The sequence below is a fragment of the Janibacter sp. HTCC2649 genome (assembly GCF_000152705.1).
Lineage (GTDB): Bacteria > Actinomycetota > Actinomycetes > Actinomycetales > Dermatophilaceae > Knoellia.
Genome location: NZ_CH672413.1, coordinates 2664293 through 2681673 on the forward strand (window position 1 = coordinate 2664293; position 17381 = coordinate 2681673).

Consider the following 17381-nt stretch of genomic DNA (forward strand, 5'->3'; position numbering starts at 1 on the left):
CTCAGGCTCCGTCGAGATCGAGGTTCTGGGTCCCGCGGGCGTCCTGGTTCTGGACCCGGGCGAGGTAGTCCTTGGACTTGTCCACCTCGGTCTCGAGCACCCCGATCGTCTGGGCCATCGTGTCGAGCGCCTTGAGCTTGAACTGATCGATCGAGTCCATGGTCTGGTAGATGTTCTGGAACGCGGCCTGCAGCTCGGCCACCCCGATCGTCGAGGACGCCGCCTGCTCCTGGATCTGCGCCGAGTTGTCGCGCAGCATCTCGGAGGTCCGCTGGATCATGCTCGACGTCGTGGAGTTCAGCGCCGAGATCTGGTCGAGGACCAGCTTCTGGCTGCCGAGGGCCTGGGCGACGATGACCGCCGTCCGAAGGGCCGAGACCGTGGTCGTCGAGGCCCGGTCGACGCCCTTGATCAGCTCGATGTTGTTCTTGATGATGATGTCGATCGCGAGATAGCTCTGGATCGAGACGGCGAGCTGGGTGAGCAGGTCCTGGTGCTTCTGTCGCACGTAGAACAGGACGTCCTGGGACAGCGCCTTGGCGGCCTCGGGGTCGCTCAGCTCGAGCTCGGCGATCTTGGCCGCGAGCTTGGTGTCGAGGCGTTCGGCGATGTAGATGTACTGGTTCAGCCGGCCCATCGCGGCCCAGAGGTTGGTCTTCTCCAGGTTGAGGGCGACGTTGTCCTTGGTCAGCTCGTCCTGGCCGCTGCGCAGGCTGTGCAGGATGCCGTTGAGCTGGGTCTGGGCGGACTGGTAGCGCCGGAAGTAGTCGGTGACCTTGTCGCCGAACGGGATCATCCCGAGCAGCTTGCGGCCACCGGTCATCCGTCCCGGGTCGAGGTCCTCCACCGTGCGACGCAGCTCGAGCAGGGTCTTGCCGACGTTGCTCCCCTGCGACAGTGCGCCCTCCTTGAGCGCCTGGACCGGCTTGTCGAGCAGCCGGTTCGACGTCTCCGCCGCGCGCCTGATGTCGGCGTCGCCCATGGTGCGGACGTTGTCGGCCTGCTGGGCGAACTCCGGGCTGCGGGGCGCGGCCGTGGTCAGGGCATCCATGAACGACTCGACCTTGGCGTCCAGCCCGGGCACGGCTTCCGCGCTCACCTGGGGCGCCATCTTGGGCGCCTGGGTCTCGACGACCTGTTTGGGCGCCTCGGGCGCGATCAGGGTGAGGGTCTGGTCGGGCGGCTGGAGCGGCGCGACGGCTGCGGATTCGTCTGTTGACATGTGTGGGTTTCCTTGTGGGAGTGGACGATTCGCGTATGCCGGTCAGGCCGGCGGTTGCTCGGACGGAGACTGACGCTCGGGCTGGGGTTCGTCGACCCCGACCTGGGACTGCGGCGGTGGGATGGCCGTGTCGCGCTGACCGAAGTCGACCTTGGGGGCCTCGCGCTGCTCGCCGACGGCCTCGAAGTACTCAGCCGTCTTGATGCCGAACATGCCGGCGACGAAGTTCGTGGGAACCGTCTCGACCTTGGTGTTGAGGTCACGCACCGTCGCGTTGTAGTAGCGGCGGGCCGAGGCGATGCGGTCCTCGGTGCTGGTCAGCTCCTGCTGCAGGGCCATGAAGTTCTGGTTGGCCTTGAGGTCCGGGTAGGCCTCGGCAATCGCGAGGAGTCGGCCGAGCGCCTGGCTCAGCATGTTCTCGCTCTCGGCCTGCTGGCCCGGAGACTGGTTCGGCGCCATCGCCTGGCTGCGCGCCTTGACGACGTCCTCGAGGGTGCCGCGCTCGTGCGCCGCATAGCCCTTGACCGTCTCGACGAGGTTGCCGATGAGGTCGTGCCGACGCGTGAGCTCGACATCGATCTGGCGCCAGGCCTCCTGCACGAGGTTGCGCAGCTTGATGAGGCCGTTGTACATCCCGACCGCGACGAGCACGAGCAGCACGACGATGACGAGAACGACGATGAGCGGGATCACGTGGGCTCCCCTGCGAGTAGGTGACCTGTCCGAGCTCGATCCTATGCGTGGCGCACGGACTCGTACCGGGTTCGCGCGGCATACGTCCGCGTGACGACGTCCGCTCGGGAAGGGGATGCGCCTGCTCGGCCCAGTAGCCGTCAGCGAAGGCTGCTCACGGGTCGTCCATCCCGAGCGGTCTGATGAGCACCTTCGAGGAACCCCTGGAGTCGAGCCTGGCCTCAAATTTCCCGGCTTCCGGCTCTCCAGTTGTGCGTTAAGAAGTCCTCCAATATTACGGTGAAACATCCTCCAATTTTACGGAAAACATCGCGCTTGGTGGTAGTTTCGCTCCATGAGCGGACCCCCAGCGGAGAAAATCGAGCGCCGCCTCAGCCCGCTGCTGACGGAGAGGGCCGAGGTTGAGCCCGTCATCGCCCTTCACGGGCCTCGCTCTGTCGGCAAGTCCACGATCCTGACCACGTTTGCTCAAGCCCACGGCGTCCCCGTCATCGACTTGGACGACCCAGCGACCAGGGACGCGGTGGTCAGCAACGCTGCCTCAGCGGTCAACGAGCACACCCCCCTGTGCCTCGACGAATACCAACACGCCCCAGTTGTGCTCGATGCGCTCAAGGCCCGGCTCAATCGTGAGGGTGCCCAGCCGGGGACAGCGGTTCTCACAGGATCCACTCGTCAAGATGCACTACCCCGGACGGCCCAAGCACTGACCGGACGTCTACATGCGATGACCATCTGGCCGTTGTCCCAGGGCGAGATTGACGGAACCGTCGAAAACCTGCTGCCTGCACTTCACGCAGACCCTGTGTCAGCCGTCGGAGCACACCCAACCTCCCGCACGACGCGGGCGGACTACGTCGCACGGGTCTGCTCAGGCGGCTTCCCTCTCGCTTTGCGGCGCCCAGTCGGCGCCACCCGCAATCGGTGGTTCGACGACTACATCACGCAGTCCATTGAGCGCGACGCGCTCGAACTCGCCCGCATCCGCCAACGACAGGTGCTCCGAGATCTCTTGGGACGATTGGCCGGCCGGACCGGCCAAGTTCTCAACCTGTCTGCTGCCAGCCAAGGTCTCGACCTTGCCCGCACGACGGCCGAGGAGCACACCCGACTGTTGGAGGACCTCTTCCTCATCGAGCGACTCCCGGCGTGGGGCAAGACCCTGCGAGCCCGCACGGTTGCCTCGCCCAAGGTTCACGTCGTTGATTCCGGGGTGGCTGCCAGGCTGCTCAAGGTCAGCCCCGACAAACTCGCAAGCCTGGATCCAACGGCTCTGACCGAGTTCGGAAACCTGTTGGAGACCTTTGTCGTCGGCGAGCTCCGCAAACAGGCCTCCTGGCTGGATGAGCCTGTGACTGTCGGGCATTGGCGAACCCACGACGGCGATGAGGTCGACTGCGTCATGGAGTTCGACGACGGGCGGATCCTCGCCTTTGAGATCAAGGCCAACGAGCGCGTCGCTGGCAGCGACCTGAAGGGACTTCGTACCCTGCGTGCGGCGCTGGGGGACCGGCTCATCGCCGGGATCGCGTTCAGCACCGGAGCTCGGTCCTACACCTACGAAGAACGGATCCACGTCATGCCGGTGGATCGCCTCTGGCGCCCTGTCCCGTGATCACGCCGGGTGTCGGCGGTGACGACCGCTGTGCCACACCGGAACTCATGCTCTTCTGCGACAGCCAGCCCACCGGCATACCCACTGGTGGTGCGATTCTCGTCGCCCGGCTCAAGGCTGAGTTCGACACGACAAGCCTGACCAGTCGGCGCTACCTCGCGTCGCGGAGATGGACCATCGCGTCGTAGAGCTGCTCCGATGTCATGGGCGGCTCGGCAATCGGATGCGCTCGCTCAGCTCGATACGCGTCGAGCATGAGGTGGAGGTTGCGTCGCCAGGCGTCCGGAGCGGTGGTGCCGGTGGCATCGATGATCCGCCCGGTCGCCCAGATGAGGTTGACGATGTCGGCCAGGACGATGTCCGGGCGGGCCGCCCCGGCATCCTGGGCTCGAGTGAGCACGCCTTCGATCTGGTCGCACATCTCGTCGTGCATCCGCTCGGTCTCCGCGTTGTCGGTGAAGCGGCGGGAGAGGAAGTCGCTGAACCCTCGATCGCCCACCTGCATGCCGAACAAGTGCTCCAGGTAGGCGACCAAAGCTGTCCACGGATCGTCCATCGCCAGAACCTCATTGGCCCCGTCGACGAACTCCTGGAGTCGCGGTCTCAGGGCGGCCATGAGCAGGTCCAGGCGCGCCGGGAAGTGGCGATAGAGCGTGCCGATCGACACGCCGGCGTCGCGCGCGATCTTCTCCAGCGACGCATCCACACCACGCGCGGCGAACTCGCTCTGCGCTGCGGCGATGAGCTTGTCGCGGCTCTCCCGAGCATCGCGACGCAAGGGGCGGCGCCCCTGTTCCACCTCGCTCTGGCTCACCGTCGCAGCCTACCGCGAAAGTCGAGGCATCCCTCCGGAATAGATTGAGGCACCCCTCCGCTTACCTGGGAGCAACGGAGCAACACCGGACGGGTCACTCACCCGGACGCACCGCCACATCACGGAGGCACGTTCATCATGACAAGCATCAGCATCATCGGTTCGGGCAACATGGCCACCGCCATCGGCACCAGGGCCGTCGAGGAGGGCCACACGGTCGAGTTCCTGAGCCGTGAGGCCGCCAAGGCCCAGGCCCTCGCCGACCAGATCGGCCAAGGAACAACCGTCGGCACCTACGGGTCGCGACCGGCGGGCGACATCGTCATCCTGGCCGTCCTGGCCGGCGCCGCGGTGGACGTCGTCACGCACTTCGGCGAGGCCCTGTCCGGCAAGATCCTCGTCGACATCACCAACCCGTTCAACGCCGACGGCAGCGGACTCGACACCACCGCGGGCAACTCCGTGGCCGAGCAGATCGCCGCGGCCGCCCCCGACAGCGCGGAGGTCGTGAAGGCCTTCAACACCCTCTTCAGCAGCGTCCTCAAGCAGGGCAACGTCGACGGTTTCCTCGCCGGCGACAGCGTTGACGCGAAGGCTCAGGTCGCGGCCTTCATGGAGAGCCTGAACCTGCGGCCCCGCGACGCGGGCGCGCTCAGCATGGCTCACGCCCTCGAATGGGCCGGTCTCCTCCTCGTGGGAGTGGCACGCAACGGCGCGGGCTTCGACCTCGCCCTGGCCACCCAGGTCGCGTGAGCTCAGGTCACCCGTCGCCGCGCGCCTGACGATCGAGTCGGCCGAGGAAGAACTGACCGACGCCGTGCAAACCGCGCGCGATGCGGGTGACTCCTGGACGGTGATCGGAGCCGCGCTCAACACCTCGCGACAGGCTGCGCAGCAGCGGTTCGGCCACGACTGAGGTGAGTATGCCGCCCGCTCGAGCGGGCGGCATACTCCCGTTCTGCTCGTTCCACCCCGGATCAACTGTCGCGCAGCGGTGCACCCACGTGGTGCAGGTGACGCAACGCCTCGGCGTACGACTTCACGAGTGACGCCTCCGCATAGTCGACACCGATCTCCGCGCAATAGGCCTTCACGATGGGGCGGGCCTTGCGCAGCTGCGGTGTCGCCATGCTGGGGAAGAGGTGGTGCTCGATCTGATGGTTCAGGCCGCCCAGTGCGACGTCGACCAGCACCCCTCCGGTGACGTTGCGTGAGGTCAGCACCTGCTTGCGCAGGAAGTCCGGCTTGTCGTCGCCGGTCATCGTCGGCATCCCCTTGTGGTTGGGAGCGAAGATCGCACCGAGGTAGAACCCCCACAGCGCCTTGTGCACGATCGCGAACGCGAGCGCCTGGGCCGGTGACATCACCAACAGCAACGCACCGGCATACGCCACCGCGTGAGCGACGAGCAGCGCCGCCTCCGTCCCACGGTTCTTCAGGCCGGGCTTCGACACCGCGCGCACAGCGGACGCATGCAGGTTCAGACCCTCCAGCGTGAGGAGCGGGAGGAACAGTCGGCCCTGCAGTGGCGCGAGGCGGCGAGCGATACCCGTGCTGTTGCGCGCCTGGTTCTGCGACCAGACCAGGAGGTCCGGGGCGACGTCGGGGTCGAGCTCCTCGTGGTTGGGATTCGCGTGGTGCCGGGTGTGCTTGTCCATCCACCAGCCGTAGGACATCCCGAGCAACAGGTTGCCCACGATCAGCCCACAGAACTGGCTGGGCCGCCCCGTCCGGAAGATCTGGCGGTGCGCCAGATCGTGCGCCAGCAGCGCGAACTGGCCCGACAGGATCGCGAGCACCGCGGCCACAGCCAGTTGCCACCACGAGGCGCCCAACGTCATCGAGGTCGCGATCAGGCCAGCGCTCACCAGCGCGAGCAGGCTCACCCGCACGGCGTAGTAGGCGGGTTGGCGCTCGAGGAGCCCAGCCGCCTTGATCCGGCGGGACAGCTCGGTGAAGTCGGACCCCTTGCGTTCGCGGGTCGACGGAGTCTGGGCATGCGCACTGTTCGACATGCCTGCGAACGTAGGCACGACCAACGCTGCGGGTCGTCACTCGCCGGAGTGAGTTCGCGGTGCTACCTCAGGGTGACCGCCAAGCGGTCAGGCCAGGAAGCGGTGGACGGCGCTCACGGCTTGTCCGTCCGGGCTTGCGGTGATCACGAGCCGTCCACGGTCCTCACCGTCCAGCAGGCATGCGTATGCCGGGTGCCCACCTTCCCAGCCCACAGTCACCAGCTCGTAGCGCCCGCCACGACCTGCGGCACTGACCCGAAGGAAACGGCTGATGGCGTCGACCCCCTGGTAGCAGTGCGGCGCTGGAGGCATCCTCAACCAGGCGTCGTCGGTCAACAGAGCCACGACGCCGTCGACGTCATCGCGGGCATAGGCATCCGCCAGCTTCGCGGCCAGCGCCACCTCGGCGTCAGCGGGAGCCAGGTCGACACCCGGTGGCATGGCGGCGCGGGCTCGCTGTAGCAGACCCTTCGTGGCGGTCACGGTGCTGCCCAGCATTTCCGACACCTCTGACAGCCGGAAGTCGAGGACGTCGCACAGCACGAGAGCCGCAGTCTGTCGTGGTGGCAGGGACTGAAGGGCTGCGATGAACGCGATCTCGATGCCCGCGCGCGCGGTGAGGGTTTCCTCGGGGCCGAGCAGCCACCCGGGGTAGGGCTCGAGCCACGTCACGGACTCCCGGCTCGTCGGCTCGGGTGGGTCGAAGGGTGGCAAGGGTGCTGCCTGCGGTCGGCGGGCCCCATCACGGATGGCGTTGAGGCACCGCGAGGTCGCGATCCGGTAGAGCCAGGTCCGCAGGGAGGAGCGCCCCTCGAACTGCCCGAGGGCGCGCCACGCCGACAGCAGGGTCTCCTGCAGGGCGTCATCGGCGGCATGGACCGAGCCGAGCAGCCGGTAGCAGTGCACGTGCAGCTCCCTCTCGAAGGGGCGCACCAGGGCGGCGAAGGCCGCATCGTCCCCGGCAACTGCGGAGTTCAGCGTCGTTGCGTCAGCCACGGTTCCATCGTGCAGCGTTCCGATCGGGTTCGGGGCGGTGTCCATCTCTCATCACCTCATCGACGTTCAAGGAGAGATCACCGTGACACCACTAGAGACCTCGCTCGCGTACTTCCGCGCATGGACCACCGGCGACACCGACACCGCGTGGGCGCTGCTCGCTGAGGACGTCGTCTGCCTCACACCCGCCGGCCCACTCCAGGGCAGAGACGCCGTCGCGGGGTTCATGGGGCCGTTCGCCGCGATGCTCACCCACTCGAACCTCCTCGCGAGTGGTGGTGATGCGCAGGAGTCCACCCTCGTCTACGACACCGCCAATGCGGCCGTCCCCAGCGCACCGGCCGCAGAGGTTCACGCTGTCAGCGAGGGGCTGATCACCGAGATCCGGATCATCTTCGACCGGCTGCCCTTCGCTCTGGCGCGCGGCGAGGTGGTTCGGGCCGCACGCTGACGACGTGGTTCGCCCTGCTAGTCCGGCATGGCGCCGATGCGCCGGACCTCCTGCGGCCAGCCACATCCGACGGCCACCTTGCCCGCCCACATCTTCGCGGTCTCGTCGTCCGGCACCCTGATGACGCAGAACCCACCCAGGAACTCGGTCGTCTCGACGAAGGGTCCATCGGAGATGACGACCTCGCCACTCGTCGCGTCGGCGGCGTAGACCGGTGCCCCCTCCTCGAGCCCGCCGGCGAAGACGTAGACGCCGGCCTCCTGCATCTCTTGCATGACGGCCACCGAGGGCTCGACCCGCGAGAGGAACCACTCCTCGGAGTGGTCACCGACCCACTGCTGGTTGAAGTAGATGAGGTAGTCGGTCATGGGTGCTCCTCTGTGCGAAGTGTCGGCGGACCCGGTGCCCGCGTCACCTCCATGACGAACGAGGCGACCCGGAATCGACAGCAGCATCCTCTCTCGAAACGAAGAATGTGGTCGAGCCGACGTACTCGGAGTCAGTTGCCAGCCGAGTTCGGCGCAAGCTGGGCGCACACATCGCCCGCACCCAGATGCGGGCAAATCGTCTGCTCAAGGGTGGGCGCAGAGACGGTGAGCATGATGACACTGAGAATGAGGAAGGCAGTCCAATAGTGCGTGGGTATCGAGCGCCGCAGGCCGCGCAGGCGCAGCCCCTCGCGCAGGCGCATCATGATCCCAACGACGTAGCAGACATAGATCAAGAACCCCACGAACAACAGGCTCGTCGCACCCCACATCGGGAGTCCTCGAACGGCTGTCACCGCGGCCGTTGTCATCAGAACCATGGACGTGGCCACGTGAACCCACCACGGGTACCCGCGTTCCATCCGCAGAGCCAGGACAACCGACAGAACCACCCCAATGACGATGGTCAACGCGAGCAGATAGAACGGTGCACCTGACGAGCTCGAGCGCGCGAGGAAGGCGACAGCCAGGGCCAACATCCCCGGGGCGCCGGTGGCGAAGGTGACGTAGGTCGCCGAGTCATGCGTCGCTTCGAGGCCGCATTTGAGGACGAACGCCATCCCTGCGAGTACCGCCAGGAAAGTCACCCACGGAATCGGCTGGGCGTTGCCTGTTTCCCACGTGGCGATCTGGACCTCGAGGAGAAGAATGACCGACGAGGTTCCGGCGAAGACGGTGATCGCGAGCCAGAGGCTGTTGAGGAATGCGTGGAAATGCAGGAGGGAATAGCCGGTGATGTCGTCATTGCGTTCAGGTTGCAGTCGAACCCGTTGCTGCTCAGCCACTGCGAAGGCAAGGGCTATGAGAACTGCCAAGGGAATGGTGACGTCAAGGGTGAGCTGTTCCGCGGCCTGACGGGCGGCACCAGCGCCGGCGGCGACCCGCCTGGCTGCGAGAACGAGGGCGACGATCGCGGCCGCGCCGACGAGGTTGGCCAGCAAGTGGCTCACGAATCGTGACGACTCGTACACCTTGCTGCCATGTCGCGAAAGTCGCCCTTCCGCCAGTCCTACCAGCGGAGGTAGCGCAGCCATGAGAAGGACGAGGAGCGCGATCATCGCCGAACTCGCACTCCACGCCACGGGTGCCACGCTCAGGCCCAACTTGGTGAGCAGAAACGTTCCTACCGTGGCGAGGCCGATGAAGGTTTTGGAGGCACCCTCTGGTTCCGGAGCACGAGCGGCAATGCCCCACACCAACAAGGCAGCGACGAGGATGACGGCGATCATGAATACTCCCGACTGACGCGCGACCGAGTGTGATCCAATCTTGTTGGACTGGCTGACCGCGCAGGCATGAATGATGGGAATTGGCTGTGAAACAGCGTGCGGGCACGATCGCGAGGCGAGTATTCGTGGCCGCTTGCCTGGTCGCACTGCTGGATTTCTCCAGCGGATTCTTCGTGCAGACAGACCGAACTCCCCACCTGTGCACGAAGTCCCCGTCGGAAAGCGGCCTACCTCTGCTCCTCGTCTTCCCGGGCTTCGCAGCAGACGGGTGCTCGAGCCATGATGCGTTCACCGCCGCCCTTGGGCAGCCAGTGCACGTCGTCGCAGTGCAGTATCCCGAGGGCGACATTGACGACGACGCCATCTACGCCTTGGTGCGGCAGGAGATAGAGCAGGCATCACCTGATCGGATTGTCGTGCTCGCCGGCTCCATGGGGGGCATGGTTGCCACACGCTTTCTTGGGCGCCTCGCCCAGGACTCGTCCATGTCCGAATTCCATTCGGTCGAGCTGTTCCTCGACGCCGCACCGATCTCACAAGCGACGGTTCGTAGATCGTCAGCCCTGTTCGCCTTCTCCCAGATCTACCGTGGGGGCGTCGTGAGCTCCCTTGGGTGGCGGCTCATTTCACGCTTTCAAACTCTTCCTGATCCTGAAGCCGGGGTGAGCACCGTGGCTGTGGACGAGGGCAATGCGTACAACCACGGCTTGGGCACGTGGACCCTTGCCGCTCAGGCGCGGTACATCGCCGACTTCGACCCGCGCGAGATCAGCAAGGCCCTACCCGCAGTCCGCAGAGCCACGTACCTGTCCGCACCACAATCCGCCCTCGACCCTGTCGTCGACGTTCCACGCTCGATCCAGGGATGGAGGCGCTACGTCCCCTCCTTGGAGGTTGTTGAAACTCCAAGCCGACACGGCGAGTGGCACCTTCCTTGGACATATCGGCCTCGCGAACTACTTGTCGCGATGGGCTTCGCGACCACGACGCCCGACTGAGGATGCCGAAGGCCGTGAGCTCACCGCCCGCTTCCTACGACAGCTTGCGCTTCGTCCACCAGAAGGCGAGGCCGGCGAGCAGCGCGGACACGGCGGCATACAGACCGGTTTCGGCCCACTGGAGCGGCCAGAAGTGGGAGACGGGCTGGACGACGACCCGCTGCTGGTAGCCCTCCGTCGCGAGCCGGTCGAAGCACGCGTCGAGCGACGCTGCGGGGGCCTGTGACGGCACATCCCCACTGCCCGAAGGCGGCTGGCGCGGCGGCTGCGGCATGCACTTGGCGAACCAGGCGGGCAGTCCGGTGACCTTGCCGGTGGAGTCGACCGTGTCGTTCGCGATCACCCAGTCGCCGGGGTCCTTGGCCTGCGCCTGGAACTCGACGACGTCGCTGCCCCCTTGGGAGCCAAGCCCGGCCATCGTGTCCATCGAGATCGCGACGGTCTGGGTCTGCGTCGGGATGAGGTTCGCGCGCACGACGAACGGCACCGCGATCTGGACGACGACATAGATCGCCAGCGTGAGCGCCATCGCCGGGAGCGAGCGACGCAACAGGATGCCGAGGGTGACGCCGAGAACGAGGGCGAACACGGCATACGAGATGGGAACGATGCCGCGCATCGCGAACGCCACGGGAGCGAGGCGCGACGGCAGACTGCCGCGCGTTTCACTCTGTATGCCGTCCAGCGGGTTGGTCCACCACGTCACCGCGAGCGTGAGCGTGCCGACCGCGAGCGCGGTGGCGAGGGTGGCGACGCCGAGCTTGGCGGCGAGCCAGCGGGTGCGGGTCACCGACTGGTTCCAGGCGAGGCGGTGCGTGCCGTTCTCGAGCTCGCGGGCGACGAGCGGAGCACCCCAGAAGATGCCGATCAGCGCAGGGACGACCGCGAGGACGACGATGCCGGAGTAGTAGGTGAACCGGTCGAGCTGGGTCAGCTGGCTGAAGATGCTGCCGTCCACCGGTGTGAGGTCTGCGAGTCGCGGCCCGGACACCGCCAGGACGACAGCGCCAGCCGCGACGAGCGCATGGACGGCGAGGAACTGCGTGCGGATCTGCCGCCAGATCAACCAGGTCATCCCAACACCTCCAGGGTCGGTCGGGTCGCTGGCGCCGGTGGGGTCGCGACGGCGCGACCTGAGCGGGCCGCCTGTTCCATGTAGGCCAGGACGAGGTCCTCGAGACCGAGCGCGCCCACCGACCACGCCGGGTCGAGGATCGGCTCGGCGGTGCGGATGACGAACGTCGACTGGCGATCGGTGTGGCTCTCGGCGACGACGTACTGGTCGGCCGGCAGCGTCGCCGCGTCGCGCCGCGGCCCGGTGAGCCGGTGGTGGCTGTCGAGGAGGGACTCGACGTCGCCCTCGACCCGGACTTCGGAGTCGACGAGCACGACGACGTGGTCGCACACGCGCTCGAGGTCGGAGACGACGTGCGAGGAGAGCAGCACGCTGAGCTCGTTCTCGGCGACCGCCTCCATGAGCGCCTGCAGGAACTCGCGCCGGGCCAGCGGGTCGAGGCTGGCGACGGGCTCGTCGAGGATGAGGAGGTCCGGACGCTTGGCGAGTCCGAGGGTGAGGGCGAGCTGGGCCCGCTGGCCGCCGGAGAGCTTGCCGGCCTTCTGCTTCGGGTCGAGCCCGAGGGCGGCGATGCGCGACTGCGCGATGGACGCGTCCCAGCGCGGGTTGAGGTGCGCGCCCATGCGGAGGTGGTCGGCGATGCTGAGGCTGGAGTAGGTCGGGGTGTCCTGCGCGACGTAGCCGACCTTGGCCAGCTGGCCCGCGTCGGCAGCGGGCCGACCACCGCAGACCTCGATGGTGCCCTCGGTCGGCTCGAGCATCCCGACGGCGAGGTTGAGGAGCGTCGTCTTGCCGGCACCGTTGGGGCCGACGAGGCCGGTGACGCAGCCCTGCGGGATGTCGAGCGTGCAGTTCCTCAACGCCCAGGTGCGGCGGTAGCGCTTGCCCAGTCCGCTCGCCGCGAGGATCGCGCTCACGCTATGTCCTCGTCGGCGGCACGAAAGGTGTTCGTGAACAGGTCCTCGATGCTCTCGTCATCAAGGCCCGCGAGCCGCGCCTTCGCGAGCCACTTGGCGAGGTCGCGGCGCAGCGGCTCGTGGGCGGCCAGCGAAGAACTGGCCAGGGTCCGCGTCACGAAGGTGCCGACGCCGGGGCGGGCGGCGACGAGGCCGTCACGCTCCAGCTCGCGGTAGGCCTTGAGCACGGTGTTGGGATTGATCGCCAGGCTGGCGACGACGTCCTTGACGGTGGGGAGCTGGTCCCCCTTCTCCAGCAGGCCGAGACGCAGTGCCCGGCGCACCTGCTGGACCACTTGGAGGTAGGGCGAGACACCCGACCGCGCGTCCAACGAGAACTCGATGATCAGAACCTCATTCCACTAGGTAACTAGCACAATAGGTCACTGATGCTGACGTGACAAGGGGCAGCCGATGAGACAGTGGCACCTCGGACTTCCCCGACGACAGGACTCCACTTCGTGCTCACCTCCAGCAGAGGAACCCGATGACCTCCTCTGGTGCGTCGACCGCCAATGCGGTGTCACCGGACTCCGGTGAGCACTGGTCTGCCGAGGGGGCATGGCAGGTGGCGGACGGCATACACCGCATTCCGTTGCCGTTGCCGCTCGACGGCCTCAAGGCCGTCAACGTCTATGTGCTCGAGACCGACGACGGACTGGTCCTCATCGATGGCGGCTGGGCGATCGAGGCGGCACGCTCGGTCCTGGAGCGGTCACTGCGTCAGATCGGGGCCGGCTTCGCCGACATCCGGCGCTTCCTCGTGACGCACGTGCACCGCGACCACTACACGATGGCCGCGGTGATCGGTGGCGACCACGGTGCGCCGGTCTCCCTCGGGGCCGACGAGAAACCCGCCCTGGACCTGCTGCTCGGACCGGAGGGCGCAGCGCAGGAGGCCATCCTGAGGGGTCTCGTCACGGCGGGAGCCGGTTCCCTCGTGGAGGGCTGGCGGCGCGCACCGGGTGATGCGCCCGACCCCGCGATGTGGAGGTACCCCGACACCTGGCTCGACGGAGACCACAGCATCGCCGTCGGTGCGCGCACCCTCGACGCCGTCCACACCCCCGGGCACACGCCGGGCCACTTCGTCTTCGCCGACACCTCGGAGCAGGTGCTCTTCGCCGGTGACCACGTCCTGCCGACCATCACCCCGTCCATCGGTTTCACGGCCCCGGCACCGATCGACCCCCTGGGCGACTTCATGGCCTCACTGACCAAGGTGCGGACGCTGCCCGACCTGCGCCTGCTGCCGGCCCACGGACCGGTGGCGCCGTCGTCGCACGCCCGAGTGGACGAGCTGCTCGCCCACCACGAGCACCGCCTCACCCTCAGCCTCGCCGCCCTCGCGCACGGTCCGGCCACGGGATTCGATGTCGCTCACGAGCTGGGGTGGACCCGGCACGAGCGTTCGTTCGGCGAGCTCGACCTCTTCAACCAGGGCTTGGCGGCGCAGGAGACCAAGGCCCACCTGGAGCTCCTCGTGGCCCGGGGCCTGGCCACCCGCGAGGACACCCCGGTGGGGGTCGTCTTCGCGCCGGTCCCCTGACCTCCGGTCCGGCTCACCACTCGACGTGGTGGAAGGAGTAGCGGGCCACCTTGGGCAGCCACGTCGCGATGAGCTCGGGGGTGAGGGTTCCGGTGGCGAGAGTCGCGCAGGCGTCAGCGATGGTCTGCCATTCGGGCCTCGGGGGAACTCCCGTTGAGTCGCCCTTCACGGACGCCGCGAGGAAGGCGCCGAAGTCCGGCTCGGTCATCGTCGCCAAGTCGGCGATCATCGGATCCCTGACAGGAACGGTGCCGGTCACCAACGCGAGGAGGACGAGCACCGGTTCGTACTCCTTGGCGGCCAGGAAGGCGTCCACGTCAGCGACGGTCACCCGCAAGAGCTGGTAGGTGTTGATGAACCTCTTGGCCGCGCGAGGCGTGCCGACGAGCGGGAGGAACGTCGTCATGCAGTCGCGCTCGTCGGACGTGAGCCGCAGCGCTTCGGGGTTGAGGTCGTCCGGTGGGGTGTCGTCGGTCGTGCCGGTGGTGGTCGTGCCATCGCCCCCACCCTCACCGTGCGCAGTCTCGGTCACCGGTTCCCCCTGCTGACCGTCTGGGTCCGGGTCGTCGGCCGGCCCGCCATGGCCCGCGATCCACGGGTTGGTTTCCGTGGGATGGGTGGCGTCGTCGAGGTCGCCCGGTGCGTTGGTGCCATCGGGCGTCGTGGGGGCCGGCGACTGGGTGACCTCACCGGCCAGACTCGTGATGAGCCGCCCAAAACCCGGAGGCTTCATCGGCTGGACCCAGAACGGGATCTGGATGATCTTCTCGAGGTAGTTCTGCGGGGTCGGCGCCGCAGCGTCGTTCTTGTCAAAGGCCGCGCTGAACTCGGTGTCCAGGGATCGCAGCAGCCAGCGGGAGTCGACCGCGACGATGACGACGAAGAGCTCGAAGCCGAACAACAGGTTCACCGCCTCGAGCACCTGGACGACCTGGGATGCAGGACAGCGGTCCAGGTCGTCGATGTAGATGACGATCCGATCAATGCCGGGTATGCCGTCCTTGCCGCGAGCGAGGTCGGCGAGCCTTTGGAGGTCGTCACGAATCATCGGCGCCATCCCGAGGGGCTGGAGGTACTCGGCGGCCTTGCTGCGATCGTCGACGAACCCGTAGAGGCCGGCGAGCCCCGACATCTTGGCCGACTGCATGTCGTTGGTCGCGCGGGCGAGGTCCACCTCCGCTCGACGCAGCTCGTCCTTGTCCCTCGCGTCGGCGCGCAGGATCTTGCGGGCCTGCTCGAGCCCTTGCCGGACGGGTCCGAGCACGGGCAGGACGGCGCCGAGGATGGCGACGACGGCCCCCAGCAGGGCGGCCATCAGGTCGGGTTTGACGACGACAAGAAGTCCGAGAGCACCGACAACCAGGAGGCAGGCGACGACGAAGATCTGGCGCGCCCGCGATGCTGCGGACCAGCCCTGTGCGACCTGGGCGGCGAGGGGCCTGAGGCGGTCGTACTCGTCCTTGAGCTCGCTCATCTGGGACGTCGCGAGGGTCACCTGCAGGCCGATCTCCACCTTCTTCGCCTCGGCGGTGGAGATGTCGTCGTGCTTGTTGACGACCTCCTCGATCTGCCGGTCGTCGGCCGCGGGAAGGGCATCGGTGACCTTCTGCTTCGCCGCGTCCAACCTCACCCGGGCCTTCACGACGGCGAGGTCCTTGTCGGCGAGCTTCTGCATCACCTCCTCGTAGCGATGCTGCTTGGTGAGCTCCACCCGGACCTGCTCGAAGACCTTGTTGATGAGGGCGGCCCACAGCGCGGTGCCGTGCGCGTACTGCCACGCGTTGAACTCGACCGGGATGACCTCGGTCAGGTAGCCCGTCGTCTGCGGAGCGTTGCTCTCGGCGGCATGGGAGTCGAGCGTCGCAGGGTGGGGTTGGGATCGCTCGGCCAGGTCCTTGATCCGCAGCTGGACCTGGTGCATGAGGAAGCTCTTGCCGGATCCCCACGGCCCGAAGAGGCCGATGGACAGGGGCGGCTTCACGTCCCTGGAGGCGATGAGCTTGGCGAGCATGTCGACGTCCGCTCGGACGCCGAGATCGTCGGTGTCCGGTTCGAGCAGACCCGCAGCGGCCGAGTCGGCGGCGAAGTTGGCCCGCACGACGCCGCGACGGCGAACCGTCGCACCCACGAGGGCGGACACCGCAGGGACCTCGCCTTCGTAGAGTGACCGGGCCCGCGACCCCTCGTCCTCCGAGAGCTCGGCGGTGAGCTCCAACCGGCTGGCAGGCGCGAGGCCGAGTCCGGCCGCCAACTCCACGTCTTCGGGACGCACGATGAGGACCACGGTCGCGGCGAGCGTGTCACGGCGAGCGAGGAGCCAGTCCCTGACGACCGAGTCCAGGCGGACCAGCTCGCCCAGGACACGGACCCAGACCACGTCAGGGCCCTTGGCGAGCAGTCGGTCGAGGTCCTCGACGCTGGTCGCCCGGTCACTCCGGACCGGGTTCAGGGCCTCGTGCAGGAGCAGCACCCGGTCGTCAGAACGCTCTCGACGCAACGCCTCGTAGACCGTGCGAACCGCCCCGCTCACGGGCGGAGCCACGACGGCCACGACCGGCAAGCCCTCTCGCAGCTGCTGGCGCAACGCGTCATCGACGTCCCGAGGGACGTAGGGGCCGGGGTCGGACGTGTCTGGCGGGAGCACGACCCCGAACTGGAGCGGCGTGATGTCGCGCATCCGCGGCAGGTCATCGCCCTCCGCCTCTGGCTGTCCACTCGAGCCGTCGGTTCCCCCTCCGCGAAGCGTCGAGAGAACCGCGTCGGCGGTCGTTCCCAGTGTGATGAGCCGGTCACCGACGAGGCCACCGTGGGCCACGATGTCCTCCAGAACCGCCACCGCCAGCGATGAAGGTGTGACCGTCAGGGGACCCGCCTGAGGAGAACCGACATAGGTCCTCAGGGCTCGTTCCAAGTCCGCGGACAGCACGTAGGGGCCGACGTGCGGTGCTTGCTCAGTGCGGATCCCAATCTCGTTCTGCCATGCGCCGAGACCAACCGAGTTCCGCTCGAGCGCCGTCCGGACCCTGTCGTCCATCCGCGCGAGCGCCCACAGGAAGGTGCTCCGGTTGACCGCGGATCCGTCCGCTCGCCGATCCACGAGTCGCTGCGCGTGCGCTGCGGCCGCCAGCCGAGCGATCTCGAGCACTCTCGGGTCGGCTTCGTGGCCGGCGTTCTCGATGATCGCCACGACGGGATCGCGCGCTTCGCCGTACGGCACGCTGCTCGAGCTGGACGAAGGGGATTGGCTCACGCTCATGTGCCCTCCGATCCCGTTCTTTCG

18 protein-coding genes and 1 pseudogene are annotated in these 17381 nt (G+C 67.4%); 7 read left to right on the forward strand and 12 right to left on the reverse strand.

The genetic code is table 11. From position 1 onward, the window contains the following. Position 1: 1 nt before the first annotated feature. Both JNB_RS12705 and JNB_RS12710 read right to left on the reverse strand, forming a co-directional pair. Positions 2-1222: a toxic anion resistance protein gene (locus JNB_RS12705; protein ID WP_009776894.1), complete on the reverse strand. Its 1221-nt coding sequence runs from the start codon at positions 1220-1222 to the stop codon at positions 2-4. A 42-nt stretch (positions 1223-1264) separates the two neighbouring features. Further along, a complete protein-coding gene (locus tag JNB_RS12710; RefSeq protein WP_009776895.1) occupies positions 1265-1915 on the reverse strand; it encodes a LemA family protein in 651 nt (216 codons plus the stop codon). Between the two features lie 334 nt (positions 1916-2249). On the opposite strand from JNB_RS12710, the pseudogene JNB_RS21940 reads away from it, so the two are divergent. The 3 genes and pseudogenes from JNB_RS21940 to JNB_RS21950 form a co-directional block, all read left to right on the forward strand. Next, a pseudogene (locus JNB_RS21940) lies at positions 2250-2663 on the forward strand (AAA family ATPase); the annotation flags it as partial. Between the two features lie 144 nt (positions 2664-2807). Beyond that, entirely contained in the window at positions 2808-3530 is a 723-nt protein-coding gene (locus JNB_RS21945; RefSeq protein WP_237700765.1) for an ATP-binding protein, read from the forward strand. Then, positions 3527-3718, forward strand: coding sequence for a hypothetical protein (locus JNB_RS21950; protein ID WP_040883791.1), 192 nt, complete (start codon positions 3527-3529; stop codon positions 3716-3718). Before JNB_RS21945 ends, JNB_RS21950 begins: the two co-directional genes overlap by 4 nt. On the opposite strand, the gene JNB_RS12725 is transcribed toward JNB_RS21950, so the two are convergent. Then, positions 3682-4344: a TetR/AcrR family transcriptional regulator gene (locus tag JNB_RS12725; RefSeq protein ID WP_009776898.1), complete on the reverse strand. Its 663-nt coding sequence runs from the start codon at positions 4342-4344 to the stop codon at positions 3682-3684. The genes JNB_RS21950 and JNB_RS12725 overlap by 37 nt on opposite strands. A 138-nt stretch (positions 4345-4482) precedes the next feature. Here JNB_RS12725 and JNB_RS12730 point away from each other — a divergent pair, with 138 nt between their 5' ends. Next, on the forward strand, positions 4483-5097 hold the full coding sequence (locus tag JNB_RS12730) for an NADPH-dependent F420 reductase (protein WP_009776899.1): 615 nt from the start codon (positions 4483-4485) through the stop codon (positions 5095-5097). A gap of 7 nt (positions 5098-5104) precedes the next feature. On the opposite strand, the gene JNB_RS12735 is transcribed toward JNB_RS12730, so the two are convergent. From JNB_RS12735 to JNB_RS12745, 3 genes are all read right to left on the reverse strand, one after another. Further along, positions 5105-5293, reverse strand: coding sequence for a hypothetical protein (locus JNB_RS12735; protein ID WP_040883792.1), 189 nt, complete (start codon positions 5291-5293; stop codon positions 5105-5107). Positions 5294-5321: 28 nt separating this feature from the next. Continuing rightward, positions 5322-6359 (reverse strand): acyl-CoA desaturase, encoded by a 1038-nt coding sequence (locus JNB_RS12740; RefSeq protein WP_009776900.1) that lies wholly within the window; start codon positions 6357-6359, stop codon positions 5322-5324. A gap of 87 nt (positions 6360-6446) precedes the next feature. Continuing rightward, positions 6447-7355, reverse strand: coding sequence for an RNA polymerase subunit sigma-70 (locus tag JNB_RS12745; RefSeq protein ID WP_040883793.1), 909 nt, complete (start codon positions 7353-7355; stop codon positions 6447-6449). Positions 7356-7437: 82 nt separating this feature from the next. On the opposite strand from JNB_RS12745, the gene JNB_RS12750 reads away from it, so the two are divergent. Continuing rightward, complete coding sequence (locus tag JNB_RS12750; RefSeq protein ID WP_009776902.1) at positions 7438-7806, forward strand: nuclear transport factor 2 family protein; 369 nt, start codon at positions 7438-7440, stop codon at positions 7804-7806. A gap of 17 nt (positions 7807-7823) precedes the next feature. Here the strand turns inward: JNB_RS12750 and JNB_RS12755 are convergent, their stop codons facing one another. Continuing rightward, positions 7824-8174: a YciI family protein gene (locus JNB_RS12755; protein ID WP_009776903.1), complete on the reverse strand. Its 351-nt coding sequence runs from the start codon at positions 8172-8174 to the stop codon at positions 7824-7826. 131 nt (positions 8175-8305) lie between these two features. After that, positions 8306-9523: a hypothetical protein gene (locus JNB_RS12760; RefSeq protein ID WP_009776904.1), complete on the reverse strand. Its 1218-nt coding sequence runs from the start codon at positions 9521-9523 to the stop codon at positions 8306-8308. Positions 9524-9648: 125 nt separating this feature from the next. Here JNB_RS12760 and JNB_RS12765 point away from each other — a divergent pair, with 125 nt between their 5' ends. After that, positions 9649-10521, forward strand: coding sequence for an alpha/beta fold hydrolase (locus JNB_RS12765; protein WP_237700656.1), 873 nt, complete (start codon positions 9649-9651; stop codon positions 10519-10521). Between the two features lie 34 nt (positions 10522-10555). Here the strand turns inward: JNB_RS12765 and JNB_RS12770 are convergent, their stop codons facing one another. Genes JNB_RS12770 through JNB_RS12780 form a run of 3 tightly spaced genes read right to left on the reverse strand, consistent with a single transcriptional unit; the run spans position 10556 to position 12884 of the window. Continuing rightward, a complete protein-coding gene (locus JNB_RS12770; protein ID WP_009776906.1) occupies positions 10556-11596 on the reverse strand; it encodes an ABC transporter permease subunit in 1041 nt (346 codons plus the stop codon). Next, positions 11593-12513, reverse strand: coding sequence for an ABC transporter ATP-binding protein (locus JNB_RS12775; protein WP_009776907.1), 921 nt, complete (start codon positions 12511-12513; stop codon positions 11593-11595). Before JNB_RS12775 ends, JNB_RS12770 begins: the two co-directional genes overlap by 4 nt. Further along, positions 12510-12884, reverse strand: a complete 375-nt coding sequence (locus JNB_RS12780) for a GntR family transcriptional regulator (protein WP_237700657.1) — start codon at positions 12882-12884, stop codon at positions 12510-12512. Before JNB_RS12780 ends, JNB_RS12775 begins: the two co-directional genes overlap by 4 nt. Positions 12885-13039: 155 nt before the next feature. Between JNB_RS12780 and JNB_RS12785 the strand changes: the two genes are divergently transcribed. After that, positions 13040-14101 (forward strand): MBL fold metallo-hydrolase, encoded by a 1062-nt coding sequence (locus tag JNB_RS12785; RefSeq protein ID WP_009776909.1) that lies wholly within the window; start codon positions 13040-13042, stop codon positions 14099-14101. Positions 14102-14114: 13 nt separating this feature from the next. Here the strand turns inward: JNB_RS12785 and JNB_RS12790 are convergent, their stop codons facing one another. Beyond that, the gene (locus JNB_RS12790) at positions 14115-17357 is read right to left on the reverse strand and encodes a P-loop NTPase fold protein (protein WP_083784483.1); all 3243 of its coding nucleotides are present in this window, start codon (positions 17355-17357) and stop codon (positions 14115-14117) included. Positions 17358-17381 lie beyond the last annotated feature (24 nt).

What these genes read in the sequence shown, in the direction of transcription:
- JNB_RS12785 (WP_009776909.1), top strand. Translation starts at nt 13,040, where the DNA reads ATGACCTCCTCTGGTGCGTCGACCGCCAATGCGGTGTCACCGGACTCC.
- JNB_RS12740 (WP_009776900.1), bottom strand. Translation starts at nt 6,359, where the DNA reads ATGTCGAACAGTGCGCATGCCCAGACTCCGTCGACCCGCGAACGCAAG.
- JNB_RS12755 (WP_009776903.1), bottom strand. Translation starts at nt 8,174, where the DNA reads ATGACCGACTACCTCATCTACTTCAACCAGCAGTGGGTCGGTGACCAC.
- JNB_RS12705 (WP_009776894.1), bottom strand. Translation starts at nt 1,222, where the DNA reads ATGTCAACAGACGAATCCGCAGCCGTCGCGCCGCTCCAGCCGCCCGAC.
- JNB_RS12790 (WP_083784483.1), bottom strand. Translation starts at nt 17,357, where the DNA reads ATGAGCGTGAGCCAATCCCCTTCGTCCAGCTCGAGCAGCGTGCCGTAC.
- JNB_RS12770 (WP_009776906.1), bottom strand. Translation starts at nt 11,596, where the DNA reads ATGACCTGGTTGATCTGGCGGCAGATCCGCACGCAGTTCCTCGCCGTC.
- JNB_RS12730 (WP_009776899.1), top strand. Translation starts at nt 4,483, where the DNA reads ATGACAAGCATCAGCATCATCGGTTCGGGCAACATGGCCACCGCCATC.
- JNB_RS12735 (WP_040883792.1), bottom strand. Translation starts at nt 5,293, where the DNA reads ATGCCGCCCGCTCGAGCGGGCGGCATACTCACCTCAGTCGTGGCCGAA.
- JNB_RS12760 (WP_009776904.1), bottom strand. Translation starts at nt 9,523, where the DNA reads ATGATCGCCGTCATCCTCGTCGCTGCCTTGTTGGTGTGGGGCATTGCC.